The 24,070-nt window shown below is 36.8% G+C and carries 23 protein-coding genes; 7 read left to right on the top strand and 16 right to left on the bottom strand.

Going from position 1 to position 24,070, the window contains the following annotated elements; genetic code table 11:
• Positions 1-16: 16 nt before the first annotated feature.
• Positions 17-1,132, bottom strand: a complete 1,116-nt coding sequence (locus A5889_RS15155; protein ID WP_087639626.1) for a PLP-dependent transferase — start codon at positions 1,130-1,132, stop codon at positions 17-19.
• A gap of 201 nt (positions 1,133-1,333) precedes the next feature.
• On the opposite strand from A5889_RS15155, the gene A5889_RS15150 reads away from it, so the two are divergent.
• Positions 1,334-1,789 carry a VOC family protein gene (locus tag A5889_RS15150; RefSeq protein WP_087639625.1) on the top strand — a complete coding sequence of 152 codons (456 nt, stop codon included), beginning with the start codon at positions 1,334-1,336 and terminating at the stop codon, positions 1,787-1,789.
• Positions 1,790-1,955: 166 nt separating this feature from the next.
• On the opposite strand, the gene A5889_RS15145 is transcribed toward A5889_RS15150, so the two are convergent.
• Together A5889_RS15145 and A5889_RS15140 are read right to left on the bottom strand one after the other, a co-directional pair.
• Positions 1,956-4,538 carry an ATP-dependent RecD-like DNA helicase gene (locus A5889_RS15145; protein ID WP_087639624.1) on the bottom strand — a complete coding sequence of 861 codons (2,583 nt, stop codon included), beginning with the start codon at positions 4,536-4,538 and terminating at the stop codon, positions 1,956-1,958.
• 33 nt (positions 4,539-4,571) lie between these two features.
• Positions 4,572-5,198 (bottom strand): histidine phosphatase family protein, encoded by a 627-nt coding sequence (locus A5889_RS15140; protein ID WP_087639623.1) that lies wholly within the window; start codon positions 5,196-5,198, stop codon positions 4,572-4,574.
• Positions 5,199-5,350: 152 nt separating this feature from the next.
• Between A5889_RS15140 and A5889_RS15135 the strand changes: the two genes are divergently transcribed.
• Positions 5,351-5,731 carry a VOC family protein gene (locus A5889_RS15135; protein WP_087639622.1) on the top strand — a complete coding sequence of 127 codons (381 nt, stop codon included), beginning with the start codon at positions 5,351-5,353 and terminating at the stop codon, positions 5,729-5,731.
• Positions 5,732-5,866: 135 nt separating this feature from the next.
• Here A5889_RS15135 and trmL read toward each other — a convergent pair whose 3' ends face one another.
• Together trmL and A5889_RS15125 are read right to left on the bottom strand one after the other, a co-directional pair.
• On the bottom strand, positions 5,867-6,373 hold the full coding sequence (trmL, locus tag A5889_RS15130) for a tRNA (uridine(34)/cytosine(34)/5-carboxymethylaminomethyluridine(34)-2'-O)-methyltransferase TrmL (RefSeq protein WP_087639621.1): 507 nt from the start codon (positions 6,371-6,373) through the stop codon (positions 5,867-5,869).
• 240 nt (positions 6,374-6,613) lie between these two features.
• On the bottom strand, positions 6,614-7,459 hold the full coding sequence (locus A5889_RS15125; protein ID WP_087639620.1) for a methyltransferase domain-containing protein: 846 nt from the start codon (positions 7,457-7,459) through the stop codon (positions 6,614-6,616).
• A gap of 139 nt (positions 7,460-7,598) precedes the next feature.
• Here A5889_RS15125 and A5889_RS15120 point away from each other — a divergent pair, with 139 nt between their 5' ends.
• Positions 7,599-8,231, top strand: a complete 633-nt coding sequence (locus tag A5889_RS15120) for a copper homeostasis protein CutC (RefSeq protein WP_087639619.1) — start codon at positions 7,599-7,601, stop codon at positions 8,229-8,231.
• 74 nt (positions 8,232-8,305) lie between these two features.
• On the opposite strand, the gene A5889_RS15115 is transcribed toward A5889_RS15120, so the two are convergent.
• The 6 genes from A5889_RS15115 to A5889_RS15090 all read right to left on the bottom strand — a co-directional run bounded on the left by A5889_RS15115 (position 8,306) and on the right by A5889_RS15090 (position 13,188).
• Positions 8,306-8,554: a hypothetical protein gene (locus A5889_RS15115; protein WP_087639618.1), complete on the bottom strand. Its 249-nt coding sequence runs from the start codon at positions 8,552-8,554 to the stop codon at positions 8,306-8,308.
• Between the two features lie 97 nt (positions 8,555-8,651).
• Complete coding sequence (locus tag A5889_RS15110) at positions 8,652-9,290, bottom strand: TetR/AcrR family transcriptional regulator (protein WP_087639617.1); 639 nt, start codon at positions 9,288-9,290, stop codon at positions 8,652-8,654.
• Between the two features lie 131 nt (positions 9,291-9,421).
• Positions 9,422-10,783, bottom strand: a complete 1,362-nt coding sequence (gene mgtE / locus A5889_RS15105; RefSeq protein ID WP_087639616.1) for a magnesium transporter — start codon at positions 10,781-10,783, stop codon at positions 9,422-9,424.
• 19 nt (positions 10,784-10,802) lie between these two features.
• On the bottom strand, positions 10,803-11,696 hold the full coding sequence (locus A5889_RS15100) for an RluA family pseudouridine synthase (RefSeq protein WP_087639615.1): 894 nt from the start codon (positions 11,694-11,696) through the stop codon (positions 10,803-10,805).
• A 6-nt stretch (positions 11,697-11,702) separates the two neighbouring features.
• Positions 11,703-12,500, bottom strand: coding sequence for an NAD kinase (locus A5889_RS15095; RefSeq protein ID WP_087639614.1), 798 nt, complete (start codon positions 12,498-12,500; stop codon positions 11,703-11,705).
• 10 nt (positions 12,501-12,510) lie between these two features.
• Positions 12,511-13,188 carry a GTP pyrophosphokinase gene (locus tag A5889_RS15090; RefSeq protein WP_087639613.1) on the bottom strand — a complete coding sequence of 226 codons (678 nt, stop codon included), beginning with the start codon at positions 13,186-13,188 and terminating at the stop codon, positions 12,511-12,513.
• 195 nt (positions 13,189-13,383) lie between these two features.
• On the opposite strand from A5889_RS15090, the gene A5889_RS15085 reads away from it, so the two are divergent.
• Positions 13,384-13,977 (top strand): CYTH domain-containing protein, encoded by a 594-nt coding sequence (locus A5889_RS15085; RefSeq protein ID WP_087639612.1) that lies wholly within the window; start codon positions 13,384-13,386, stop codon positions 13,975-13,977.
• A 109-nt stretch (positions 13,978-14,086) separates the two neighbouring features.
• A complete protein-coding gene (locus A5889_RS15080; protein ID WP_087639611.1) occupies positions 14,087-14,737 on the top strand; it encodes a ClpXP adapter SpxH family protein in 651 nt (216 codons plus the stop codon).
• A 36-nt stretch (positions 14,738-14,773) separates the two neighbouring features.
• Here A5889_RS15080 and pepF read toward each other — a convergent pair whose 3' ends face one another.
• From pepF to spxA, 4 genes are all read right to left on the bottom strand, one after another.
• The gene (gene pepF / locus A5889_RS15075; protein ID WP_087639610.1) at positions 14,774-16,588 is read right to left on the bottom strand and encodes an oligoendopeptidase F; all 1,815 of its coding nucleotides are present in this window, start codon (positions 16,586-16,588) and stop codon (positions 14,774-14,776) included.
• A gap of 35 nt (positions 16,589-16,623) precedes the next feature.
• Positions 16,624-17,823 carry a competence protein CoiA gene (locus A5889_RS15070; RefSeq protein ID WP_254909539.1) on the bottom strand — a complete coding sequence of 400 codons (1,200 nt, stop codon included), beginning with the start codon at positions 17,821-17,823 and terminating at the stop codon, positions 16,624-16,626.
• A 90-nt stretch (positions 17,824-17,913) separates the two neighbouring features.
• Complete coding sequence (locus A5889_RS15065; protein WP_087639609.1) at positions 17,914-18,564, bottom strand: adaptor protein MecA; 651 nt, start codon at positions 18,562-18,564, stop codon at positions 17,914-17,916.
• Positions 18,565-18,954: 390 nt separating this feature from the next.
• The gene (gene spxA, locus A5889_RS15060) at positions 18,955-19,353 is read right to left on the bottom strand and encodes a transcriptional regulator SpxA (protein WP_010760718.1); all 399 of its coding nucleotides are present in this window, start codon (positions 19,351-19,353) and stop codon (positions 18,955-18,957) included.
• A 362-nt stretch (positions 19,354-19,715) separates the two neighbouring features.
• Here spxA and trpS point away from each other — a divergent pair, with 362 nt between their 5' ends.
• Entirely contained in the window at positions 19,716-20,726 is a 1,011-nt protein-coding gene (trpS, locus tag A5889_RS15055) for a tryptophan--tRNA ligase (RefSeq protein WP_087639608.1), read from the top strand.
• Between the two features lie 122 nt (positions 20,727-20,848).
• Here trpS and A5889_RS15050 read toward each other — a convergent pair whose 3' ends face one another.
• On the bottom strand, positions 20,849-22,564 hold the full coding sequence (locus tag A5889_RS15050; protein ID WP_087639607.1) for an ABC transporter ATP-binding protein: 1,716 nt from the start codon (positions 22,562-22,564) through the stop codon (positions 20,849-20,851).
• Positions 22,565-23,352: 788 nt separating this feature from the next.
• On the opposite strand from A5889_RS15050, the gene A5889_RS15045 reads away from it, so the two are divergent.
• Positions 23,353-24,063 carry an HAD family hydrolase gene (locus A5889_RS15045; protein WP_087639606.1) on the top strand — a complete coding sequence of 237 codons (711 nt, stop codon included), beginning with the start codon at positions 23,353-23,355 and terminating at the stop codon, positions 24,061-24,063.
• The last annotated feature ends 7 nt before the right edge of the window (positions 24,064-24,070 follow it).

The following is a 24,070-nucleotide window of genomic DNA, read 5'->3' as shown; positions in this document are numbered from 1 at the left end:
GTCTAATGTTCTTTTTTTATTTTATTGCTTCAAAAGCCTGTCTTAAATCGTTGATCAAATCCTCACTTGCTTCAATACCTGTTGAAACCCTCAGTAAATCTGGAGTCAAACCATAAGATTCTCTCAAGCTTTGTGGAATATCTGCATGAGTTTGTGTTGTGGGATACGTGATTAAGCTCTCAACACCACCCAAACTCTCTGCAAAAGTAAAAATCGATAATTGCTTTAAAAAGTCCTTGATCGCCTGTTGGTCTTTTAATTTAAAACTCAACATACCGCCACGTCCTGGATACATGACTTCCTTTACAAGAGGCTGCTGACTCAAGTAATCTGCAACTGCCTGTGCGTTTTTTTCATGCCTTTCCATCCGTAAGGACAATGTCTTCAACCCTCGAATCAATAGCCAACTGTCAAAAGGAGAAAGGACTGCCCCTGTTGTATTCAGCTGATACGCTAATAGATCACCTATTTCCTTCGAACGAGCGATCACTGCACCTGCCAAGAGATCGTTATGACCTCCAAGATATTTTGTTGCACTATGGACAACAATATCTGCTCCTAAATCCAGCGGCTTTTGAATCAATGGTGTATAAAATGTATTATCCACGATCACTTGTACTTTATAACGCTTAGCAATAGCAGCTATTTTTTCAATGGACACTTCCCCCATCAATGGATTAGTCGGTGTTTCAATAAAGACTGCTGCTGTTTGATCCGAAATTGCTTTTTCAAACCCAGCTTCATCTTCCACATAAACAAACTGATACATTCCCAGCTTTTCTAATTCTTTAAAATAACGATAGCTGCCACCATATAAATCTCTTGAAGCAACGATTTGACTGCCTACAGGAAATTGACTAAAAACTAATTGAACTGCACTCATACCTGAACTCGTTGCCAAACCTACAGAACCATTTTCTAGCACAGCTAAAGCATTTTCTACAACTTCTCTTGTTGGATTTTTCGTTCTCGTATAATCATAGCCCGTCGACTCTCCCAAAGTTGGATGCTCATACGTCGTTGAAAAATAAATCGGCGTATTGATCGATCCTGTCATTGGATTTTGATGATTTCCGATTTGTGCTAAAAAGGTGTCTGTTTGAACGTTGTCTCTTTGCCCTTCATATCCCATTTGATTCCCTCATTTCTACCAAAAATAAAGTTAAGTTTATCATTCTTTTATGGCGATGTCCAATAATTATTACAAGCATGTTTGTATCATTTATTTTTTGGCTATATTTGATCAAGAAACCAATAACTACACTATCTATCTTTTTTGATTTACTATAGAAATACCTTGAAAAATTAGAATAAAAAATGGGGGATATCAATTATGGTAAAAGGAATTTTTGAAACACATTTGAATGTGGCAAATTATCTGGAGAGTGCTAAATTCTATGAACAGCTACCAGGGTTGGAATCATTACATATCGATCATAAAAGGAAATCGAGCTTTTTTTGGGTTGGTGGAAAAGGCAAAGGAATGTTAGGGATCAGAGAAAACTATCCTTCTAGTCAAATTCAAAGACAGCATTTTGCCTTTGAAGTAGAAGAAAATCAACTTTTCTCTATCAGAGAGGAATTAGAAACTAAGGGGATCCAGACAGAGAACTTTTACGGCGACGACTCAGGTGATCTATATGTCTTTACTTTTATGCCTGCTGTCTCATTTTATGTGACAGACCCTAATGGCCATTCGATTGAATATCTCGCAATGTTGGACAAAAAAATAGATGAAGAAAAATATGGAGAGATCATTCCTTATAAGAAGTATTGTTCATTGCTCTAAAATAGGTCTATCCTATCTAAAATATTTAAAGCATGTAATACTAGAAAATTTGTGGTTAGGATGATTTAGTTCAACTAACAAAACATATTCCCTTTGTTTCATTATAAGTTTTTTAAATGAAATGCCCCTCAAAAGTTAAATTTTTGAGGGGCACTTTATTTTTTTACTACTTCATAAAATCATACGGCGTTATATTTTTCATACCGATCATTGGATCAATCGATTGCTCTTGAACTAATGCTGGCGTTAACAGACGTTCGATTTCTAAAGCTACCTGTTCCTCTATTTCTTCTTCTGGTTGGGTAAACAGAGACAATTCTTCTACTTTTGGTTTCGTGGTGATCGGTTCTATTTTCTCTTCTACAACAGAGGCTTTCTTCTCTTTGACTTCTTCGTAGGCAACTGATTTATTTTCATAAGTGTCTGAAAATGGTGATTCCTCGCTCAGTCCTTCTTCATAAGCTTCCAGCTGCATTCTGACAGTCAATGTCATATCGTCAGCACTCGTGATCCGTTCTTTCAACATTGTCAAACGACTCGCTGATTCATGTGTGACACAGGTCGAAAAAGCTTGAACTTCACCCAGCAAAATCAAAATTTCCTTACTCCGAGTGACAGCAGTATATAGCAGATTTCGTTGGAGCATTCGATGATATTGATGTACCATTGGCAAAATAACCATTTTAAATTCACTGCCCTGCGCCTTATGGATCGAACAACAATACGACAGCGTAATCTTATTCCACTCATTTCGTTTGTAGCTCACTTCATTATTATCAAACTGTATCACTAATTCATCTACTTTATCTTCGGAATCTTTCGCCAGAATGATCCCGACGATCTCACCCATATCGCCATTAAACACATTCAGTTCAGGAGTATTGACTAAATGCAGCACTTTATCGCCAATTCGGTACACCGATTCATTCCATTTCACTTCTTTTTTTGAACCATCATTCGGATTGAATATCTCCTGCATCATTTTGTTCAATGCATCAATTCCTGCAGCTCCACGATACATCGGAGCTAACAATTGAATATCCTGCGGCGAAAAACCTTTAGCTTTTGCTTTAGTCACGATTTGCCGAACATAATTTTCAATATGATACACATCACTTGGGAAAAAGGAACGATCCTTCTGATTCACAGTGAAATCCTGCGGTAATTTCCCTTGTTTGATTTCATGAGCTAAAGGAATGATACTTGAGCCGTCTCCCTGACGATAAATTTCTGTCAGCTCCGTCTTAGGAATTTCATTGATCTGTAATAAGTCATGCAAGACTTGGCCCGGTCCAACAGAAGGAAGCTGATCTTTATCACCGACAAAGATCACTTGCATATTTGTTGGGATCGCTTTAAACAACGTATTGGCTAACCAAGTATCGACCATTGACATTTCATCAACGATCAAAAGCCCACCTTCCAGTTCCTTGGCAGACATGCTGGGATTTTTTTCCCGTCCTGTCAAGCCGAGTAAGCGATGGATCGTGCTAGCCGGTAAGCCTGTCGTCTCATTCATCCGTTTTGCAGCTCTGCCGGTAGGTGCTGCCAGTAAAATTGGGAACATATCCTGCGTGTAGTCTTTGATATCTAAAGACAACCCATTCAACTCCGCAAACAACGAAACGATCCCATTGATAACAGTTGTTTTCCCCGTTCCAGGTCCCCCAGTTAAAATAAATAAAGGAGATTTGATCGCTTCTTCGATAGCCGCCTGCTGAGACTCTCCATATAAGATCCCCAAACGTTTTTCGATCATCCGAATATTTTTTTCGACATCTTTCTTGTCATACTTGATCGTTTTTTTGCGTGAAAGCAATCGTTGCACAGATGTCCCAATGCCCCATTCTGAAAAGTAAAGACTATTTTCAAATAGTTTTGTCCCTTCTTGCTGGATTTTACTTTCCTCAACTAAATGAATGATTTGTTCTGCAACTAAGTCCATTGAAATCTCGAATGGACGGCTGGATTCAAGCGTATTGATCGTTTCTTGCAACAACGTTTCAGCTTCAACATATGTATTTCCAGAACGTACTGAATGTTGAAAGATCTCATGAGTGATCGCTGCTCGAATACGTTTTTCAGAATCAGCTTCGATCCCCAGTTGTTCTGCGATCGTATCTGCACGCTTAAACCCAATTCCTTCAATGTCTTCAACTAATTGATAGGGATTTTCATGAATGATATCCAGCGTTTCTTCTTTATAGGTTTGATAAATCGAAAATGACAACTGACTCCCGAAGCCATAGCGATTCAAACCAACGATCACTTGCTCCATCCCATGATTCAACCGAATCGTTTCAATGATCGTCTGCCGTTTTTTTTCGTTCAACTGTGGAACTTCCTCTAGTACATCCGGTGTTGCAATGATTCGATCAATGGCATCTTCACCTAGTATTTCGACAATTTTTTCAGCGGTTCGCTTACCGATTCCCGGAAATTTTTCACTGGATAAATAATTGACGACTCCATTTGCTGAAGTTGGCCGTTCCTGCTGATAGTTATCTACTTGAAATTGACGCCCATATCTAGGATGATCGACAAAGTGACCAAAAAAGCGATAGATTTCTTCTTCCTGGATCTGGCCAAAACTACCAGTGGTCACAATTTCTTTTTCTAAATAATCGGTATTTGTGTCTGTGATTTTCACTAATAATACTTTGTAAAAGTTGCTGGGGTTTTGGAAAAAAATAGCCTGAACATGGCCTACGACATATTCTTTTTCCTCATCTCCAAATAGTGTTTCCATCGTTTTGCCCCCGCCTTCTTTCCAAAAATATTGTTATTGTAAAAAGGAATCATCATTCCATAATTTTAAATGGTAGCTTTGATCATCAGAACCAGTTGTTTCTAAAATCGATAAGCTATTATTTTTTAGCCCACCCATACTACGCAAGTCGGCTAAATCTTTGCCTGCTAGAGATTGGATCGCCGCAGTCAATGATGCTCCGTGCCCTACGAATAAATAGGGACCTACACCCGTATCAACTGCTTTTTCAACAACAGATGAAATTCTTGAGATTGCTTGCTCGATCGGTTCTCCTTGAAAAACACTCGGATCGTATTTGTCTAATTGATAACGCATATGATCCATCTGTTCTGAGTAAGTTTTTCGCATTTCGTTGATTAGCTGACCTTCAAGTTGACCTAACCCCAGTTCTTTCAGCTCATCAGTATAGACGATCTCAACCGGAGATGCTAGTACTTCTTGAATTCCTTCAGCTGTTTTTCTCGCACGTAAGGAGGTGCTGGAAAAAATTTTTTCAAACGGCACATCCTTGATTTGCTGCCCTAGTAATTTTATTTCTTCATAACTCGTTGGCAATAATGGCGAATCACCTGTCATGCCTTGAAAACGTAATTCCTGATTCCATTCTGTTTTACCATGCCGAGTAAAGTACAATTTCATTCTTTTGACTGCTCCCTTGATCCTATAATATTGATTATCTTAACTAGTGTATCATTTTCATTATAAAAATTCCATTCACCTCTAAGGTTTTCTCTAGAAAAATAGCGTATAATAGGAGACGCACGATCAACCAACTTGAAGGAGGCATTCCCTTGTTTTTAACAACCATTCATCATATTGCGATCAACTGTTCAAATTATGAGCAGACGATCGAATTCTATGTAGACAAACTTGGTTTTCAGATCATTCGTGAAAATCATAGAGAAGATAAAAACGATATCAAACTTGATTTAAAACTAGGTGTTTACGAACTAGAATTATTCATTTCCTCTGATTATCCAAAACGTCCCTCTTACCCAGAAGCACTAGGATTAAGACACCTAGCGTTTAAAGTGACAAATATTGAAGAAGTTATCGCCGATTTGAAAAGTAAAGATATCGATTGTGAGCCCATTCGAACGGACACTTTTACTGGAGAAAAAATGACTTTTCTCTTTGATCCTGATGGCTTGCCGTTAGAGCTTCATGAATAATCACAAAAAAAGTGCGAAACAAAACTAAAAAACAGTTTTGTTTCGCACTCTAAAACTTTATAGCTAACGGTGAAAAATCAGATTCTTCGATGCTTGATCGAACCTAATCGCCCTTGTTCTCAAGCTCTTTTTAAGTTAATCTATTTTATCATTCTCGTAGTGATGCTGTAATTCCAACTGAGGGAAGTTTTGCTGCCGCAATGCTTCATAAACGACCAAAGCCACCGTATTCGACAAGTTTAATGAACGGACATGCTCATCATTCATCGGGATACGTAAACATTTTTCTGTATTCTCCCGCATAAATTCTTCCGGCAATCCTGTGGTTTCTTTCCCAAACATAAAATAATGATCTTTTTCATCTGCATAATCTACTTCGCTATATGTTTGATTCGCAAATTTGGTGATCAGATGTAGTGAATGTTCACCTAAATGATTTATAAACGCCTCCAGATCTTTATGATACGTAATATTCACATCATTCCAATAATCCAATCCTGCACGTTTCAGGTGTTTGTCATCTGTAGAGAAACCTAACGGCTCAATGAGATGTAGAGGAGAATTCGTTGCTGCACATGTGCGAGCAATATTCCCTGTATTTGCCGGGATCTGTGGTTCAAATAAGACAATATGGTTGGTCATGATTACAATTTCCTTTCAATTGAATGACATAATTCTCACTTTTTTATTCATTATCAACATAAAAAAAACGTACCGCCTCGGTGTCAATCACTGCGAGTCGTTACGTTAGTGAAGCTCTTCTCACTAACTTTTATCAGAACAGGAACCTGATAAAAACCAATGAAAAAACAACTTGTATGTAATATAACACCAATATTGGAGCTTTGCAATACCTTTTCGTAAATTAACTAAATGTAAGCGTTATCCCACCTTTCCTTTTAACATTCGGACGTCAATTGTAATTTCTTTCAACGGGTCCTTTTTCAATGTTTCTTTCACTTGTTCTGTAGCGCCCCACTCCAAGGGTGACATTTCTAATAAATCCAAACGATTTTCTTCCGGAATATGAAAGGTATAACGGATTCTTTCATCCACTAAAATATCCATCTCTTCAGAAAATTTCGCAAAGACTTTTTCGTTTGAATAAGATTGCTTCCGTTCGTCGTCCGGATAAAATGCTGCCCTCAGTTCTTTCAGATAATCCGCTTCTGGTATGACCTTGACCAATGCTCCATCTTTTGTCAAAACACGACGAAATTCTTGATAGTGTGATGGTGAAAAAATATTCAAGATCGTATTCATTGAGTGATCTGCAAATGGCAAGTTGGTTAAATCAGCGACGCACCAAAAAGCATCGACTGCTTGGTTACTAGCTAAATAAATTCCCTCTTTAGAAATATCAAAGCCAACTTTTGACCCACGTAACCCCAGTTTGCTAAGTTCAGATAAGAAGCTACCCTCACCACATCCTACATCCAACACACTGGCAGTCGGTTCGATATGCTCACTGATTTTTTCTAATAACGGGTGATACATCCCGCTTTTGATCATACGTCCACGAGGCTCTAACATTTCTTTACGGTATTCTGTTTGAATACTATGTGAAAGAAAATAAAGCGTCCCTTTTTTTGAAAGATCAAACCGATGTCCTAATTTACAGGTTAAGCTGTATTCGTTTAACTGAACTTGTTCATGGCAAACTGGACATAGAAATTGTTGTTGATGTTCTTCTAAAAAGTTACGTGCTGCCTCAATTTTTTTTAACATAGACTTCTTCCTATTCTATTAAAAAGTTCTATTACACTTTCTTAAACTATCGTTATTTATCTTACAACGAGAACAACGCTTTGGCAACTAGCTGAACTATGGTACAATGCCTGTGAAGCAAAAATGAGGAGTGGAACCAATGATCAAAGAATTTTGTGCTGAGAATTTTACAAATATCCCAACAGCTATCCGAAATGGGGCTAACCGCATCGAGCTATGCGACAATCTTGCTGTTGGCGGAACAACACCAAGTACAGGCGTTATTGAAGAAGTAATTGCTTATGCTGGTGAGCATTCTGTTCCTGTGATGACAATCATCAGACCGCGCGGAGGTGATTTTGTCTATAATGATATCGAATTAAAGATCATGCATACAGACTTGATCGAAGCAAAAAAAATAGGCACTGACGGTGTCGTTTTAGGCTGCTTAACAGAGGATGGATGGCTTGATGAGGATGCGTTGGAGCTGTTGATCGAAACTGCAGAAGGCTTACAAATCACCTTCCATATGGCTTTCGATGCCTTACCGAAAGAAAAACAATTCAAAGCCATCGATTGGCTAGCAGATCATGAGGTTCATCGAATCTTGACGCATGGCGGTCCTAGCGGAACACCAATCGAAGATAATTTTGATCATTTAAAAGAATTGATCGCCTATGCAAATGATCGAATCCTTATTCTCCCTGGCGGAGGTATTTCAGATAAAAATTTAGACACTGTTGTCAATGCGCTGCAGGTAACCGAAGTTCATGGAACAAAAATTGTAGGATAACCCAAAGAAAATGAGGAAAAAGCAGTTTATTTAGAAATAAACTGCTTTTTCTGTTTGTCTTAAGCTCTTCTCCTTTACTCTTCATCATTCTTAATATTACTAGCTTCAATACTCATTACGAGACTTCCTACCAGTCCTAGACCTCCTAAAAAAAATAGTTCTTTTCTTTCAAAAATGATACCCGCACTTGCTATGAATCCACCAACAACCAAATTCGTCAAGGCACTCTGATTCATTCTTCGCTTAGTCAATTTTGGGACTCGAATCTGACTTCCCACTTTTTTATTTAACTGGTTGATTTTTCTGTTTACTTCATTGATCATCATTTTTCCTCCTTCATTTTTTTACTACTCTATAAACTAAATCTATATACATACCATTAGTATGTATATATTAAAAATAAAAATGCTCCTAGTATCTTTATTCTTTGATCACTCTATACATGGTAACGACATCTTGAATATACTCATCATCGATCAACGGAAATTGAACCCCATCATATAACTGCTTAAAAAAATTCAATTTGTTTAAAAGTTCCTCTTCATTCATTTTATATAAAGAAGGCGCTAACCACATATTCGTTGAAAGAACGATCAGTTCAGCGATTTCTTGAGGATATTGCGTTGAGATAGAACCATCTTGAATCCCTTCTTCAATGACTCCTTGAAGGTAAGGGATCGTTTTTTGAAATGCTTCTATATACAACTCACCGATCACCCTAGGATCTGTGATCAACGATTTCGCAGAAAAGGCTAATTTCTGATGTTCTAATGATCGAAGGCTGATCCTGTTGATCCGCTTGATTTTTTCAAAACCACTGATTCCTTCCAATGATTGAATTTGCTTATTGATATCAACTGTATATCGTTTTTCTAAGATCGTATTGAAGATCTCTTCTTTAGATTTAAAATGATGATAGATTACACCTTTAGTCAATCCGCCTAAGTTATCAACAATATCTTGAATAGTGGTATGATCATATCCCTTTTCTATAAAAAGTTGTTCTGATACATCCAAAATCTTTTTCACTGTCTCTTCAGGATATTTATTCCGTGCCATTTATTCACCTCTATACATACCGTTAGTATGTATCTTATCTTATGACAATTTTTTTGTCAAATAAAAAAAACACACTCATTTTTGAGTATGTTTTAGTTATTAAATCTTATATCAAAAGTTTAGATTCTTCCTTATACAAAATACTGCATGAACAAACTAGCGATATTAAAATAGATCAGTACACTGGTCAAATCACTCAATGTTGTAATGAATGGACCACTGGCCACTGCAGGATCGAAACCCAATTTATCCATCAGCATAGGAATCAAACTTCCAGCCAAATTCGCAACAGTGATCGCACAAAGCATTGCCATGCCAATTACAAAACCAAGCGGAAAATTATGCTGCCAAATTCCCACGACAACAAAAATAGAAACTCCAGTTACAGCACCTGTCACCAATCCCGTCAATACCTCACTGATGATCAAGCGAACAAAACTATTGTCTTTTTCATCTGAAACAGCAAGCCGCCTAACTGCAACCGCCAACGATTGCGTACCAGCATTACCAGCCGTTCCTGTAATCAATGAAATGAATACAGCCAAAATACTTGCTTCACTAACTAATTCTTCATAATGGCTGATCAACGTTGCTGTAGACATTCCTAAAAATAATAGCGTAATCAACCACGGAAGACGTTTGGATGCGGCTTTAATTGGATTTTCACTTACCTCTTCTACGTTGACCCCTGCTAAACCAGAGTAATCACTGGCAGCCTCATCATCGATAACATCAATGATATCATCGACAGTGACGATCCCTAATAAGTGATCATCATAATCCGTGACCGGCAATGCCAGAAAGTCATAGTCACGAATCGTTTGAGCAACATCTTCTTGATCGTCTCCCACATGAACCGAGATGACCCGTTCACTCAAAACGTCGGAAATCATGGTATCATCATCATTCACGATCAAATCACGCAAGGAAATAACTCCGACTAAATGATTTTCCTGATCGACGACATACACATAATAGATAGTTTCCGCAACATCTGCTTGATTTTTCAATACATACATCGCTGAACGAACAGTCTGATTAGCCACAATCGAAACAAACTCAGTGGTCATGATCGCCCCAGCCGTGTCATCTTCATAATGTAGCAGCTCTTTGATCTCACCGGCATCTTCCGAACTCATTAAGCTCAGATATTTAGCCTTTTGGCTTTTATCCAATTTATTCAATAAGTCAACCGCGTTATCTGTATACATTTCTGACAGCATCTCGGCTGCATAGCTTGGCCGCATTTCAGCGATGTAGTCTTTCATGTTTTCATTATCTTCTTCGATCACATCAAACATATCCGCCAGCTCTTTTGGTGACAAGTAGCTATAGATCTGTTTTCGATCTGTTTCATCGATCGATTGATAAAATTGTCCTTGTTCATAAATGTGAAGTGCTAAAAACAATTCGCGAAACTCAGTCATTTCCTGTTTCTGCAGCGTCTCTAGCAACAGCGAGAAATGCTCTTCCATTTCCTGTCCTTCATTCACATATACCGCTCCTTCCTCGCTATAATCGTGCTGCAATTTTTTTCATATCATCTGCTAAAGGAGACCTTAATTCCATATACTCTTTTGAAAAAGGATGAACAAAATTCAACTGGCAGCAATGCAGCGCCTGACGTTCGATTCCTTGATCCATATTACCGCCATACATCTCATCCCCTAATAACGAACAGCCGATCGATTCAAAGTGTACTCTGATTTGATGCGTTCTTCCTGTATGCAGCTGGATATTCACCAAGGCTTGATCTGCTTGACGCTTCAACAACCAGTATTCCGTCTCAGCTTGTTGCCCTGTCTCAACGATCGTGCGCTTCAATATTGACGACAAATCTCTTCCTATTGGCTGATCGATTTTCCCATGTTCAGATAATGACTCTACATGTCCGCCAACCAACGCCTGATAAATTTTTACGACTTTCTTTTGCCGTAGTTCTTGATCCAGCATGGCATGAGCAAAACCATGCTTTGCAAATAACATCAATCCTGTGGTATCACGATCCAAACGAGTAACTACATGAATCACCTGATTTTTATACCCCTGAGCTTTATAATATGCTTTGACTCGATTAGCCATCGTACCATTCGGGTGATACTGAGATGGAATAGAGGCAACTCCAGCTGGTTTATTAACTACTAAATAGTGCTCATCCTCAAATAAAATTTCTAAAGGTTTATCGTCAACCAATAACGTCTCATGTTCCAGTTCATCCGGGATCGTCACTTTAACTCGATCGCCTAAAGACAGCTTAAATAAAACATTTTCGACTGATTCATTGACTTCGATCTTACCACCTTGAAACTTGATTTTGGCTAGGAGGCCCCTAGATATCCCCTGCTCTTTTAAAAAATATTTTACTTGCTGCGGCTCTTCTTTCTCTACAATCCAACTAAATTCCATTTTCCTTTAATCCTCACTAATAAATGCATCCTTCACTCGATGCCAAAAATGCATATGCCGATATGACGCAAAATGGATTCGTTCATCAGCAATACGATAATAAATCGATTTGATGTCATCTTGATAAATATCCAACTGATCGACTGTGATCAGATAGTCATTACTTTCCTGCAGTTTGATTTCGACCCATTCGGTATGAGCAATCACGATCGGAGATCCTAACGTTCGAAAGACACGATTGTTCAATGAGGCGATCTCAGCTAATTGAAAGGCATTGATGCTTGGGTGTAAAACAGCTCCGCCAATACTCTTGTTATAAGCTGTTGAGCCCGTCGGTGTAGAAACAGACAAGCCATCCCCCCGAAAGCGTTCAAACAGCTCATCTTTAATAAATACATCTGCTACCATCGTCCGATTAGCACGCTTGATCGTTGACTCATTCAAAGCTAGAAAATGCTTGTCAGGCTTATTCCCGTGAAAACTGATTTTCACATCTAATAATGGATAACTAATGCTTTTTTCCTGATGAACTAACAAGCTTTGCACTAATTCTTCAAGTTCATAGTCCCGCCAATCCGTATAAAATCCTAGATGTCCTGTATGGACACCTAAAAAACTAACCTCATCCAAGCGATGGTTGAAGCGGTGAAAGGCCGATAACAATGTACCGTCTCCACCTACAGAAATCACCAGTTCCGGCTGTTGTTCATCGATTTCAATGTTATTTTGCTTTAACAGCAAAAGCAGACGCCCTGTCACTTCTTTTGACAGATGCTCATGATTATGAACAATTGCTACTTTCATCTGATGCCTCCTATTGATCTAGTTTCTCTTTCTTTTCAGATAATCGTTGATAATAATCATCTTGAAATTTTCCCCGCCCATGAGAGAATAAATGCTGCGCTTCTTGAATTTCTTCACGAATCGTGGACATTTCCTCATCTAATTGATAGGCTGCTTCTGCTGCTCTTTGCAGACGTTCTTTCATTTCTTCGGGAAAAACACCTTGATATTTATAATTTAATGAATGCTCAATGGTCGCCCAAAAATTCATTGCTAATGTCCGAATCTGAATCTCAGCTAAAATTTTCTTTTCACCTGTGATCAATTGGACAGGATATTCGATCACTAAATGATACGAACGATAGCCGCTTTCTTTCTTATTCGTGATATAATCTCGCTCTTGAATGATTCGTAAATCTTTTCTATTGCGAATGATATCCACCACTTGACGGATGTCTTCCACAAATTGACACATGATCCTAAGACCAGCTATATCCTGCATTTCCTCTTCAATTCGTTCTACTGGAATATTCCGCAAAGCTGCTTTGGTTAAAATACTATCGACTGGTTTCACACGTCCAGTTACAAACTCAATAGGCGTATGTTTGTTTTGTTCTCGAAACTGCTTACGAATACCGCGCAGTTTGACTTTCATTTCTCCAACAGCCTGTTCATAAGGTGCCAGAAAAAGCTCCCACTCTTTCTCCATCCTAATCCCTCTATTTCCTTGAATTTGATTCACAGCTTATTTTACCATAGAGCTGAGAAAAATAGGACATTTTGAGAAATTGTCTGTTTTTTTTAGACTTTCGTAAACTTTTTAACTTCTAGTTCACTTTTCTTGACGTAAATGGGTAAAGTATGTAAAAATTGAATTAAATTAAAGAAAGTGGGTCAAAAAGTAGTGAGTGAAAATTTAGAAATAGAATTTAAAACCTTATTATCTAAAGAAGAATTTTTGCGCACCGCTGATTTTTTTCAATTAGAAGAAAACCACTTTTTTACACAAACCAATTACTATTTCGATACAGCTGATTTCCAGTTAAAAGAAAAGCACATTGGTTTAAGAGTTCGAACACTATCGAAAAAAGCAGAAATCACTTTGAAAGTACCTGAAAAGGTCGGTTTATTAGAGATCAATGATTCGCTTTCCACTGCGCAAGCACAAGCAATTATTGACTCAGGCATACTCCCTAACTCAGGGGCTGTTTACAATAAATTGATTACATTAGGCATTGCCAAAGACGATTTACGTTTAATCGGCAGCTTAACAACTAAACGAGCAGAAAAAAAACTTCCCCAAGGTTTACTCGCGCTAGATGAAAGTTGGTACAACGAGCAGCATGATTTTGAATTAGAATTAGAAGTTAGTGATTCCATTATTGGTAAAAAAGAATTTTTTGCTTTATTGGATACTTTGAATATCAAAGAAAAGCCATCACCAAATAAAATTCAGCGAATGATGCAAAGCTCAAGTAAAAAGATTAAGAAGTTATAATGGTAAAACATATCATTTCAATTTTCCCAAGTTTTCTGATAAATTAGGGTCACTTAGTTGAGAAATGATGTCTAGTTGCAAAAAAAGAGTCAAATTGGAGGAAGTATGAATGATTGAAATCTATCTGTTCGTTAATCCTTTGGGGGGCATTTGTCTCAACATAGAAAAGGATATTTTAAAATTAGTTGAAACGGAAAATAAGAAAATTCAGTTTCGTTTCATTCCATTAGTTAATATGAAAACGATAAACCACCTGATAAAGTTATTTGATATCCCCGCACATGATATTGAACAACGAAATCAATTGTTTGAAGATATCTATTCCGCAGCTCTTGATTACAAAGCTGCACAGCTACAAGGAAAAAAGAAAGGTCGTCATTTACTTCTCGGTCTTCAACAAGCTGTAGCAGTTGATAATCAACCTTACTCATCAGAGTTAGTTGAAAAACTTGTTGTAGAAGCTGGTGGTGATTTAGAGATGTTCCATGCTGATCGTACTTCTGATTTTGTTAAGGAATCATTCCAAACTGATCAACAAATCGCTCGAGAGATGGGCATTACTAAGCATCCTTCTGCAGTTGTTTATAATTACGCTTGTGATCGTGATTTTGGCGTACTTGTTGAAGATTGTGAATCTATGGATGAAATCAAAAGCCTTTGTGAGACTTCGGAAGATAACTTACAATATTTCCATGAAAAATTCGAATTGAACCATTTCAATGATTCAAGAGTTCCTCATGGTCACCTACATTTACTTTAAACAAAAAACCTCCTTATCTAAAAGGAGGCTTTTTTTCTATTCCATTGACTCTACAAGTTTCTCTAATTCATTCAAACGTGTTTCAAAAACTTTCATTGCATCTTCTATATACTGTGGCTGAGTCATATCCACACCAGCCTTTTTCATAACTTCGATCGGATAATCACTGCTTCCTGATTTCAAATAGGTCAAATAATTTTCTAATGCTTGCGGTTCTTCTGCTAAAATTTTATTTGCTAAAGCAGAAGCGGCTGAGAAACCTGTTGCGTATTGATAAACATAATAATTATAGTAAAAATGTGGAATTCGTGTCCATTCCAACGTGATTTCTGGGTCTTTCACAACATCCGGTCCATAGAATTTTGCATTCAGCTGCTCATAATATTCACTTAAATACTCGCTAGTCAAAGGCGTTCCTTTCGCATCTTCAGTGTGAATAAAATGCTCAAATTCAGCAAACTGTGTTTGACGGAAAATCGTTCCTTTGAATCCATCTAAATAATGGTTCAGTACATACGCTCTGATGCGCGGATCCGTTTCTGTCTCTAAAAGATGCTCTGTTAAAATGTTTTCATTTGTAGTAGACGCAATCTCAGCTAAGAAAATCGAATAATCCCCATAAACATAAGGTTGATTGTTACGAGTAAAATAGCTGTGCACGCTGTGACCCATCTCATGTACTAATGTATAGAGTTGATCTAGACTGTCATGCCAATTCATCAAAATATATGGTGCTGTGTCATATGCTCCTGATGAATATGCACCGCTTCGTTTCCCTTGATTTTCAATGACATCGATCCAACGATCATTAAACGCTGTTTCAACAATGGTCAGGTATTCCTCTCCCATTGGTTTTAATGCAGCCAGTGCTTTTTCTTTTGCTTCTTCATAAGAGTATTTGATCGAGGCTTCTCCTAAAATCGGCGTATACATATCATACATATGCAGTTCTTCTAGGTTCAGTAAACGTTTCCGTAATGCAACATATCGATGAAGCAACGGTAAATGCTTATTTACAACATCTAACAACGTATCGTAGACACTTTCAGGTATATGGTTACTACTTAATGCAGCTGCTCTAGCCGATGGATAGTTTCTAATCTTTGCCTTATAATTATGCGCTTTGACATGAGAACTCAACGTTTGCGCAAATGTATTTTGGAACTGATCATACACTGAATACAGCGCTTTAAATGCCTTTTCACGAACATCTCTATCGATATTTTCCATTAACTGGCCATAAACGCCATGAGTCAATTGAACTTTTTCACCATTTTCATCCTCGATCACAGGGAATTTCAAATCTGCATTGTTCAAAATTGAAAATGTATCACTTGAAGCACCAAAAATTTCACTAGCGCCTGCTAGTAGCGCTTCTTGCTCTGCGGATAAAATATGCGGACGTTCATTTAGGATATTTTCAACAAAGTGTCGATAAATTTCCAATTCTGGCTTCTCAGCAAAATATCCCCAAATCAGATCATCATTTAAAGATAATAATTCTGGCTCAAACCACGCAACTGCCTCACTGACTTGTGCAAATAATGAGCTCGCTCTAGAATACAATGCTTGATAGGTTGCATTCGATGTATCCTGATCATTTTTTAAATGAGCATACACGTAGATGACTTCGATTTGTCGATATACTTTTAGCAGCATCTCAATACTATTTAAAAAAGCTGTACTGCCCTGATCCAGCGTCCCTTTATATTTTTCTACTTCTTGTAATTCTTTCGTCAACACTTGGTAAGCATCGTCAAATGCCTGATCGTCCTTAAAAATTTTAGTTAGATCCCAAGTCATTTCAATAGGTAATGTGGAACGTTCTGGTAATTGTTTTGCTCCGCTCATCATATCTACTCCTTTAAGAATTATTTTTCATAGATTTATAGTATCATATTTTGATGTGGAGTAGCACTGATTACGCGTTTCTTTTCAATACTTTTCAGCCATTTGTGGATATCGGCAACACAATATTCATTTTCCCCTGCATCTACTTTCCAACCTTTTGACGTTTTGATCAAATGCTGACAATGAACCAGACGACGAAGCAATTGCTCAAAGCAATACTTTTGAATCGATCCTAACGAAATATTGGGAAAATCATAAAATAATTCTATTGATTTTGCTAATTCAGCCATCAAAGATGCTTTTAATTCATCAGGCAAAAAAACATTCTGATCAAAAAACTGTACCCATTTCCAAACGATCAATTTTAACAGCATATCTGATCCGACACAGCAAAAAATATGAAGACCTGGATAGTAAAACCAATAAGGCAATTGGAGAATATGAAAATGGTTGTTATATAATTGAGATTGAATCAATCGTACCTGCTCTTCTCTTTTACATAGTTTTTTATTCAGTTCATCATAATAAGCTGAAATCAACTGTCCAACCTGATATTCTCTGTAATGATGCAGCACTGCAGTCACGGGAAAATGAATGATTTTAAGAAGAAAATCTGTAAACAGCGGCCAAGTTTTTTTAGCAGAATAGACCCTCTTTTTCCAATCTTCTTCTAAATGAAAGTATAAGGAAAGCTCCTTTTTTTGCCAATCTGCTGCCCATAAATAGAAACCGATGTTTTCAGAATAATAACATAAATTTTTCGCTAGTTCTGTTAAACTATTGAAATCACGAAGGATCTTTTTCCCACAGATCCAAACAACCTGATACCCATTATCTCGATAGTTCTTACTTCTTTCGGTCAATCTTGATAAACTTAAAGGACTGCATTGAAATTCCACAGCGATCTTTCCGATCAGTAGGTCTGGCCGCTGATTGATTTCCGGCAAATATTTCTCCAATTCATAAGCAAGCCCTTCAGATTCACACCACGCTGCAAACATTTCCTTCAAAAAAAGATGCTCCTGTGTTTCTCCATCTGTGGCAAACGGACAATGACTTCGATTATAATGTGCAAAATGAGGAATTTTTATACGTCCGTTCTTGATTTGAACAACGGCTTCACAAATAGGGCAAAAATATTGGACTCCTTTTAGCTCGTCTATCTCTTCTCTGGTCTTATGGAGTAATGTGATGAGCTCTTTGTCTTGCGTATATGCATTTAATATAGTGATCACCTCTAATGCTAATATACGCACTTTTTTCAATGATGCACGAAAAAAACTGAAACAGCACCTAATATGTGTGCTGTTTCAGTTTCATTGAGTCTATTCAAAGTAATATCTAGTCAATTCCAATGCGTTTCTTTCCATAATACACGTACCATATTCATTTAAGGTTTCAGGAGTGACTGTCGATAAACGAGCAAATTCTAATAATTGTGCTAATTCATTTTCCACATCATTTTTCCCTAACTCATCCAGCAAGAAAATAACTTGCAGATAATATGTTCCTTTAAATGTATATAAATTCGCTATCACAGACTGTAGATAAACTTCATTTGCTAATTGAATCATTGTTTCAAAATCATTCAGTTCAAACACTAAATTTTTTACTGTATTATCAGAAAATTCTTGTGTGTCATCAGCAAAGTCATCTTCTATTTGTTTTCGAATAATATTACTCACTTCTTCTGAGCTCAAATCATTAAAATTTTCAAAATTAGAAACATCATCCATCGAAGCATTTTTACTAATAAAAAGTTCTAACCCATCACTTTTTGGCAGAACCTGAAAGGTAACAGCTTCACTGCCTTGAAATTCATCTTCCACATCAACTTCTTCTAGAATGCTGTAGAAAAAATTTTCTACCTCCTTATGATTGCCAAGTAAATCTAAAAACGTAATCCCTCGGTCAGCCAGATCTTCATTGCCAATCAATACCCGTATGGTATTTTCATTGATATGTTCCATTTCCATGTCGCTACACCTCACTTTTGCTTTTCAGGAAACTTATTCTTACGTACATTGTAGCGGAATCACGCCAAATGTAAAGGGAAAAGTAACAATATTTGTAAATAAACTGTTCTCTTATTACTTTCCTTAACTCTAGTAGCATATATGTTTACTTTTCTATAAAAATTTGATTGTTCTATGTAAAAAATTCAGGACAGAACCGTTCAGCAACGAGGCTTATGCGTTCAAACTTTCTATATATTTCGTACTTAAAAATTGATGTAATCGAAAAGCAGTGAAACTATACGACATAGCTGATATGACAATAATCACTCCTGCTTTCAATGTTTATTCGTTTTTAAAAGGACTGGGTCGTAACTCGTAGAGTTATGTCCCAGTCCCTCTGCTTAAATTTTATAAACCTGCCATTAGTTGCGCTTGACGTAATTCTAACTGCCGAACTCCTCTTGGCAAGAAACGTCGAATTTCATCCTCATTAAAACCAACCTGTAATCTTTTTTCATCAATCATTATTGGCCGACGCAACAATCCTGGATTCTCTTTTACTAATTCTAGTAAATCTTGCAATGGCAGCTCATCCAAATCCATATTAAGTTTTTGGAAGACCTTAGAACGGGTAGAAATAATTTCTTCAGTTCCGTCTTCTGTCATTCGCAAGATTGCTTTCAATTCAGAAATATTCAATGGTTCTGAAAAAATATTTCTTTCTTTGAATGGAATCTCGTGTTCTTGCAACCACGCACGAGCCTTACGGCAAGACGTACAACTTGGGGAAGTATAAAGTGTCAACATGTGCATCACTCCTTTTGTGATTAGTAATACTTTTTTAAAACAGGAAATCAAACTGTTTACCTGTTTAATGTAAGTATACCCAATTTCTAATAAAAATACTAGGTCTTTTTTTGAAAAAAAGCATAGTTTTTTCGTTATTTTACGTTTTTTTTTTAATAAGCAAAGATAAATTGCCACTTAGTCACGAAAAAATATAGCGGTTTCACGCGAGTGAAAAATGATACAGTTTCCCCTATTATTCTATCTGTATTAGTCCAGAAATTGTGACAATTTAGTTTTTTTCTTTGTTTCCCTGTTTTTTTTTTCTTTTAGCTGTATAATGATAACAATAACGTTTATTAATTGATTAAGGTGGTTACTTTATGGAAACAATTTTTTCTGGCATACAGCCAAGCGGAATACCAACGATCGGTAATTATATCGGTGCAATGAAACAGTTTGTTGATTTGCAGAATCATTATGATTGCTACTTTTGTATCGTTGATGAGCATGCGATCACAGTCCCTCAAGATCCTATTAAATTGCGACAGCAAATCCGCGGCCTAGCAGCTTTATATTTAGCAGTTGGGTTAGATCCTGAGAAAGCAACGATCTTTATTCAATCTGAAGTATCAGCACACGCAGAAGCTGCCTGGATCATCCAGTGTAATACAACGATCGGCGAGCTTGAACGTATGACTCAATTCAAAGATAAATCACAAAAAAATGGACGAACTGGTGTGAGTGCCGGTCTTTTGACATATCCGCCGTTGATGGTTGGAGATATCATTTTATATAACGCTAATCTAGTTCCTGTCGGAGACGACCAAAAGCAGCATTTAGAATTGACTAGAGACTTTGTTGAACGCTTTAACAAACGCTATGGTCAGGCAAACCAAGAACTATTAGTGATGCCTGAGGTCAAAATTGCGGAACAAGGCGGACGCGTGATGAGTTTACAAGATCCAACAAGTAAGATGAGCAAATCTGATACGAATGCTAAAGGATTCATTTCTATGCTGGATGAACCTAATGTGATCCGTAAAAAAATCAAATCAGCTGTGACTGACTCTACTGGAATCATCGAATATGACCCAGAAAATAAACCTGGTATATCTAATCTATTAAGTATTTTCTCAGCGGTGACAGGTCGTCCTGTTGCAGAAATAGTAACTCAATATGAAGGCAAAGGCTATGGTGATTTTAAGTCTGATTTAGCAGAAGCTGTTGTTGAGCTACTTGAGCCGATCCAAACTCGCTACAATGAACTATTAGCTTCAGATGAACTAGATGAGATCCTTGATAAAGGCGCTGAACAGGCACGTCTAGTTGCGAATAAGACATTACAACGAATGAAAAATGCGATTGGCTTAGGTAGAAAACCGCGCAGATAAGGACTTGAACCAAGTAGATCGATTGTATAGTTAAGAAATTACTTCTATTCTCAGTGTAGATATGAATTTAGGGTGTGAAGCAAAAGTATCTTTGTACTTTTGCTTCACACCCTTTTTGTTGATCAATCTCTAAACTGTGCATCATGTAAACGACGGTAATGTCCACCTTTTGATAGCAGTTCTTCATGTGTTCCTTCTTCTAGGATTCCTTGATCACTGACGACGATGATACGTGTTGCATGCTTGATCGTTGCTAAACGATGGGCAATGATCATTGTTGTTCTACCTTCAGCTAAAGAATTCAGTGATTCTTGGATGACCTGTTCTGTTTCTGTATCAAGTGCAGAAGTTGCTTCATCCAAAATCAAGATCGGCGGATTTTTTAAAAACATTCGGGCAATTGCTACACGCTGTTTTTGCCCACCTGAAAGCTTAACTCCTCTTTCACCGATCAATGTATCCAAGCCCTCAGACATTTGATCAATCACTTTTTCTAAATGGGCTAATTTGACAGCCGTTTGGATTTCTTCTTCTGTTGCATCTAATTTTCCATAAGCAATATTCTCTCGTATCGTTCCCGGAAATAAAAATACATCCTGCTGAACGATCCCGATTTGACTTCTTAATGAAGCTAAAGTCATATCTTGAATGTTGATTCCATCGATCGTGATATTTCCTTCGCTTACTTCATAAAACCGCGGCAGTAAATTGCAAAGTGTTGTTTTACCAGAACCGCTTTGACCTACAAACGCGACCGTTTCACCAGGAACAATATGCAAATCGATATGATTCAGTACTTTTGTGGAATCTGCATATGAAAATGATACATCATCATAAATGATATCTCCTGTTAAATGCTCAACAGCTACCGCATTCGGTTTATCCTTGATTGCTGGCTTCTTGTCGATCTCCTCAGTAAAACGTTTAAATCCAGCGATCCCTTTAGGATAACTTTCGATCATGTTATTGACTTTCTCGATCGGACGCACAAAAACATTTGCCAACAAAATGAATCCAACAAAATCACCATTAGTGATCTCACCATTGATCGTATAATACGCGCCAAAAATCAAGGTAAAGAGATTGATCAGGCGAATAAGAAAATAATTGTATGCAGAGCTGACACCCATCAATTTATAAAACATGATCTTTGATTGGCGATAAGCCTGATTCAAGCCCTCAAAGCGTTGACGCTCAAAAGGTTCATTTGCAAAAGATTGTGTGACTCTTATTCCACTGACTGAAGCTTCTACGCCTGCGTTGAATTCCCCTAGATTATCATAAATCTTAGTATTGACCTTTGTCATTCTTTTATTGAAAAAGACTAGTGCAATCGTGATGAATGGTAAAAGAACAAACGTTGCTAACGCCAATTGGACATGAATACGAAGCATTAGATAAAAGGAACCAAGCAATGTCATCACGGTAATGAAAACATCCTCTGGCCCATGATGGGCAACTTCTGAAATTTCAAATAAATCAGTCGTTAAGCGGCTCATCAGCTTCCCTGTTTTTTGGTTGTCATAATATTCGAACGGTTGAGTCTGTAAATGCTCATATAACTCCCTGCGCATATCCGTTTCAATATTGACCCCTAATTTGTGACCAAAAAATACAACAATATATTGTAAAACTGTGTTTAAAATATAAAAAAACAGTAAGCCTACACAAGCCAATCCGATCAAACGAAAATCACCTTTAGGCATAATTTTGTCGATCACTTGATTGACGACGACGGGAAATGATAATTCTAATAGACCTGCAATAACAGCACAGGAAAAATCTAAGATAAATAAATGCTTATATGGTCGATAATAGCTAAAAAAACGTTTTAACATAAACTCCCTCTTTCTCTTTTTGACTCTTATATATTATACGCAAAGAAAAGCATTGATGCAAAATTTGAAAAAAATACTTCATACTCTACAAAAAGCAAAGTAAAAAAAACTTGAGAATAAATTCACATGATAAGTAAAAAAAGAGAAAAAAGTTTATTTTTTAAGCATAAAAAAATGAACGATCGTTATTTTTTAAATATAGAAAATAATAATTCTATTTTTAAAATCCATATTATCCGTATAATATATTTTGATTTCCACAATAATAAAAAATAGCTTCTGTGGTAATTAAAGTCGTTGAAATAGATAGTTATTTCTTCATGTAGACAACATCATTATGAAAATTTTTTAATAAATCCATCGGTAATATTTTCAGATATAATCAGTATAAATATCAGATAACTACTTCGTACTTCTTATAATTAACTTTAGTTTTAGTTTTTTATACATTTTGATCTCTGTTATTTCAAATACTTGAAAAGCTGACCAGTATTTGTTAAATTATATACATACATGTACATCATTGAAAAACACCGATAAGTTGCTTATATCTTGGGGAAGATAGGCCTAATCGGTGTTTCTGTTTATATTATACTGAATGTACATTTTTTTTTAAAAGCCTTATTCTAAAGAATCTAGCTAACATTCAATAGCAATCAGCCTTCTATTTCAAGAAAATTTGCCTCTAACATTAAAAATTTCTTTCTGTTCTTTTTTCGTGAAATTCGCTACAATGAAAATGAGATTGAAAAAATTTCTGAAAAATATTAAGGAGTGCAACTTTTTTAATGAAAACTATTGTTTTTGATGTGGATGATACGATTTATGACCAACAACAGCCTTTTAGAAATGCGATCAATACAGTTTTTCCTACTGTGAAATCAGATGATATGCATGAGCTTTACATTCGTTTTCGCTTTCATAGCGATGAAACATTTCCAAAAGTAATGTCCAATGAATGGACATTAGACTTTATGCGTTTTTATCGAATCGACGAATCATTGAAAGATTTAGGGTATGTTTCTGTTACAAAAGAAGACGGCATCACTTTTCAAAAAGTATATGAAGAGGAATTAGACAATATCGTCATGCATCCTGAATTAAAAAAAGTCTTTGACTTCTTAAAAAACAAAAATATTCCAATGGGAATCATTACAAATGGTCCAACAGATCATCAATATAAAAAAGTAAAACAGCTTCAACTTGAACAATGGGTCCCTACTGATAACATCATTATTTCTCAAAGTACTGGCTTTCAAAAACCAGAAAAAGAAATTTTTGACCTAGCAGCAAAAGAATTTTCTATGGACGCTGCACACACACTTTACGTCGGTGACAGCTTTGAAAATGATATTGCTGGTGCCAAAAACGGCGGCTGGCACTCTCTATGGTTCAATCATCGCTTAAGAGCCTTACCTGAAAACGAAACACCAACACATCTTCATGAAGTAACTTCATTTGATGAATTGCTGCCAGTCATTCAATCGATATTTTCATAAGGAAATA

This window comes from Enterococcus sp. 9D6_DIV0238 (assembly GCF_002174455.2).
Lineage (GTDB): Bacteria > Bacillota > Bacilli > Lactobacillales > Enterococcaceae > Enterococcus_L > Enterococcus_L dunnyi.
This window is presented reverse-complemented; position numbering and strand designations above follow the sequence as displayed.

What these genes read in the sequence shown, in the direction of transcription:
- A5889_RS15155 (WP_087639626.1), bottom strand. Translation starts at nt 1,132, where the DNA reads ATGGGATATGAAGGGCAAAGAGACAACGTTCAAACAGACACCTTTTTA.
- A5889_RS15150 (WP_087639625.1), top strand. Translation starts at nt 1,334, where the DNA reads ATGGTAAAAGGAATTTTTGAAACACATTTGAATGTGGCAAATTATCTG.
- A5889_RS15145 (WP_087639624.1), bottom strand. Translation starts at nt 4,538, where the DNA reads ATGGAAACACTATTTGGAGATGAGGAAAAAGAATATGTCGTAGGCCAT.
- A5889_RS15140 (WP_087639623.1), bottom strand. Translation starts at nt 5,198, where the DNA reads ATGAAATTGTACTTTACTCGGCATGGTAAAACAGAATGGAATCAGGAA.
- trmL (WP_087639621.1), bottom strand. Translation starts at nt 6,373, where the DNA reads ATGACCAACCATATTGTCTTATTTGAACCACAGATCCCGGCAAATACA.
- A5889_RS15125 (WP_087639620.1), bottom strand. Translation starts at nt 7,459, where the DNA reads ATGTTAAAAAAAATTGAGGCAGCACGTAACTTTTTAGAAGAACATCAA.
- A5889_RS15120 (WP_087639619.1), top strand. Translation starts at nt 7,599, where the DNA reads ATGATCAAAGAATTTTGTGCTGAGAATTTTACAAATATCCCAACAGCT.
- A5889_RS15115 (WP_087639618.1), bottom strand. Translation starts at nt 8,554, where the DNA reads ATGATCAATGAAGTAAACAGAAAAATCAACCAGTTAAATAAAAAAGTG.
- A5889_RS15110 (WP_087639617.1), bottom strand. Translation starts at nt 9,290, where the DNA reads ATGGCACGGAATAAATATCCTGAAGAGACAGTGAAAAAGATTTTGGAT.
- A5889_RS15100 (WP_087639615.1), bottom strand. Translation starts at nt 11,696, where the DNA reads ATGGAATTTAGTTGGATTGTAGAGAAAGAAGAGCCGCAGCAAGTAAAA.
- A5889_RS15095 (WP_087639614.1), bottom strand. Translation starts at nt 12,500, where the DNA reads ATGAAAGTAGCAATTGTTCATAATCATGAGCATCTGTCAAAAGAAGTG.
- A5889_RS15090 (WP_087639613.1), bottom strand. Translation starts at nt 13,188, where the DNA reads ATGGAGAAAGAGTGGGAGCTTTTTCTGGCACCTTATGAACAGGCTGTT.
- A5889_RS15080 (WP_087639611.1), top strand. Translation starts at nt 14,087, where the DNA reads ATGATTGAAATCTATCTGTTCGTTAATCCTTTGGGGGGCATTTGTCTC.
- pepF (WP_087639610.1), bottom strand. Translation starts at nt 16,588, where the DNA reads ATGAGCGGAGCAAAACAATTACCAGAACGTTCCACATTACCTATTGAA.
- A5889_RS15065 (WP_087639609.1), bottom strand. Translation starts at nt 18,564, where the DNA reads ATGGAAATGGAACATATCAATGAAAATACCATACGGGTATTGATTGGC.
- spxA (WP_010760718.1), bottom strand. Translation starts at nt 19,353, where the DNA reads ATGTTGACACTTTATACTTCCCCAAGTTGTACGTCTTGCCGTAAGGCT.
- trpS (WP_087639608.1), top strand. Translation starts at nt 19,716, where the DNA reads ATGGAAACAATTTTTTCTGGCATACAGCCAAGCGGAATACCAACGATC.
- A5889_RS15050 (WP_087639607.1), bottom strand. Translation starts at nt 22,564, where the DNA reads ATGTTAAAACGTTTTTTTAGCTATTATCGACCATATAAGCATTTATTT.
- A5889_RS15045 (WP_087639606.1), top strand. Translation starts at nt 23,353, where the DNA reads ATGAAAACTATTGTTTTTGATGTGGATGATACGATTTATGACCAACAA.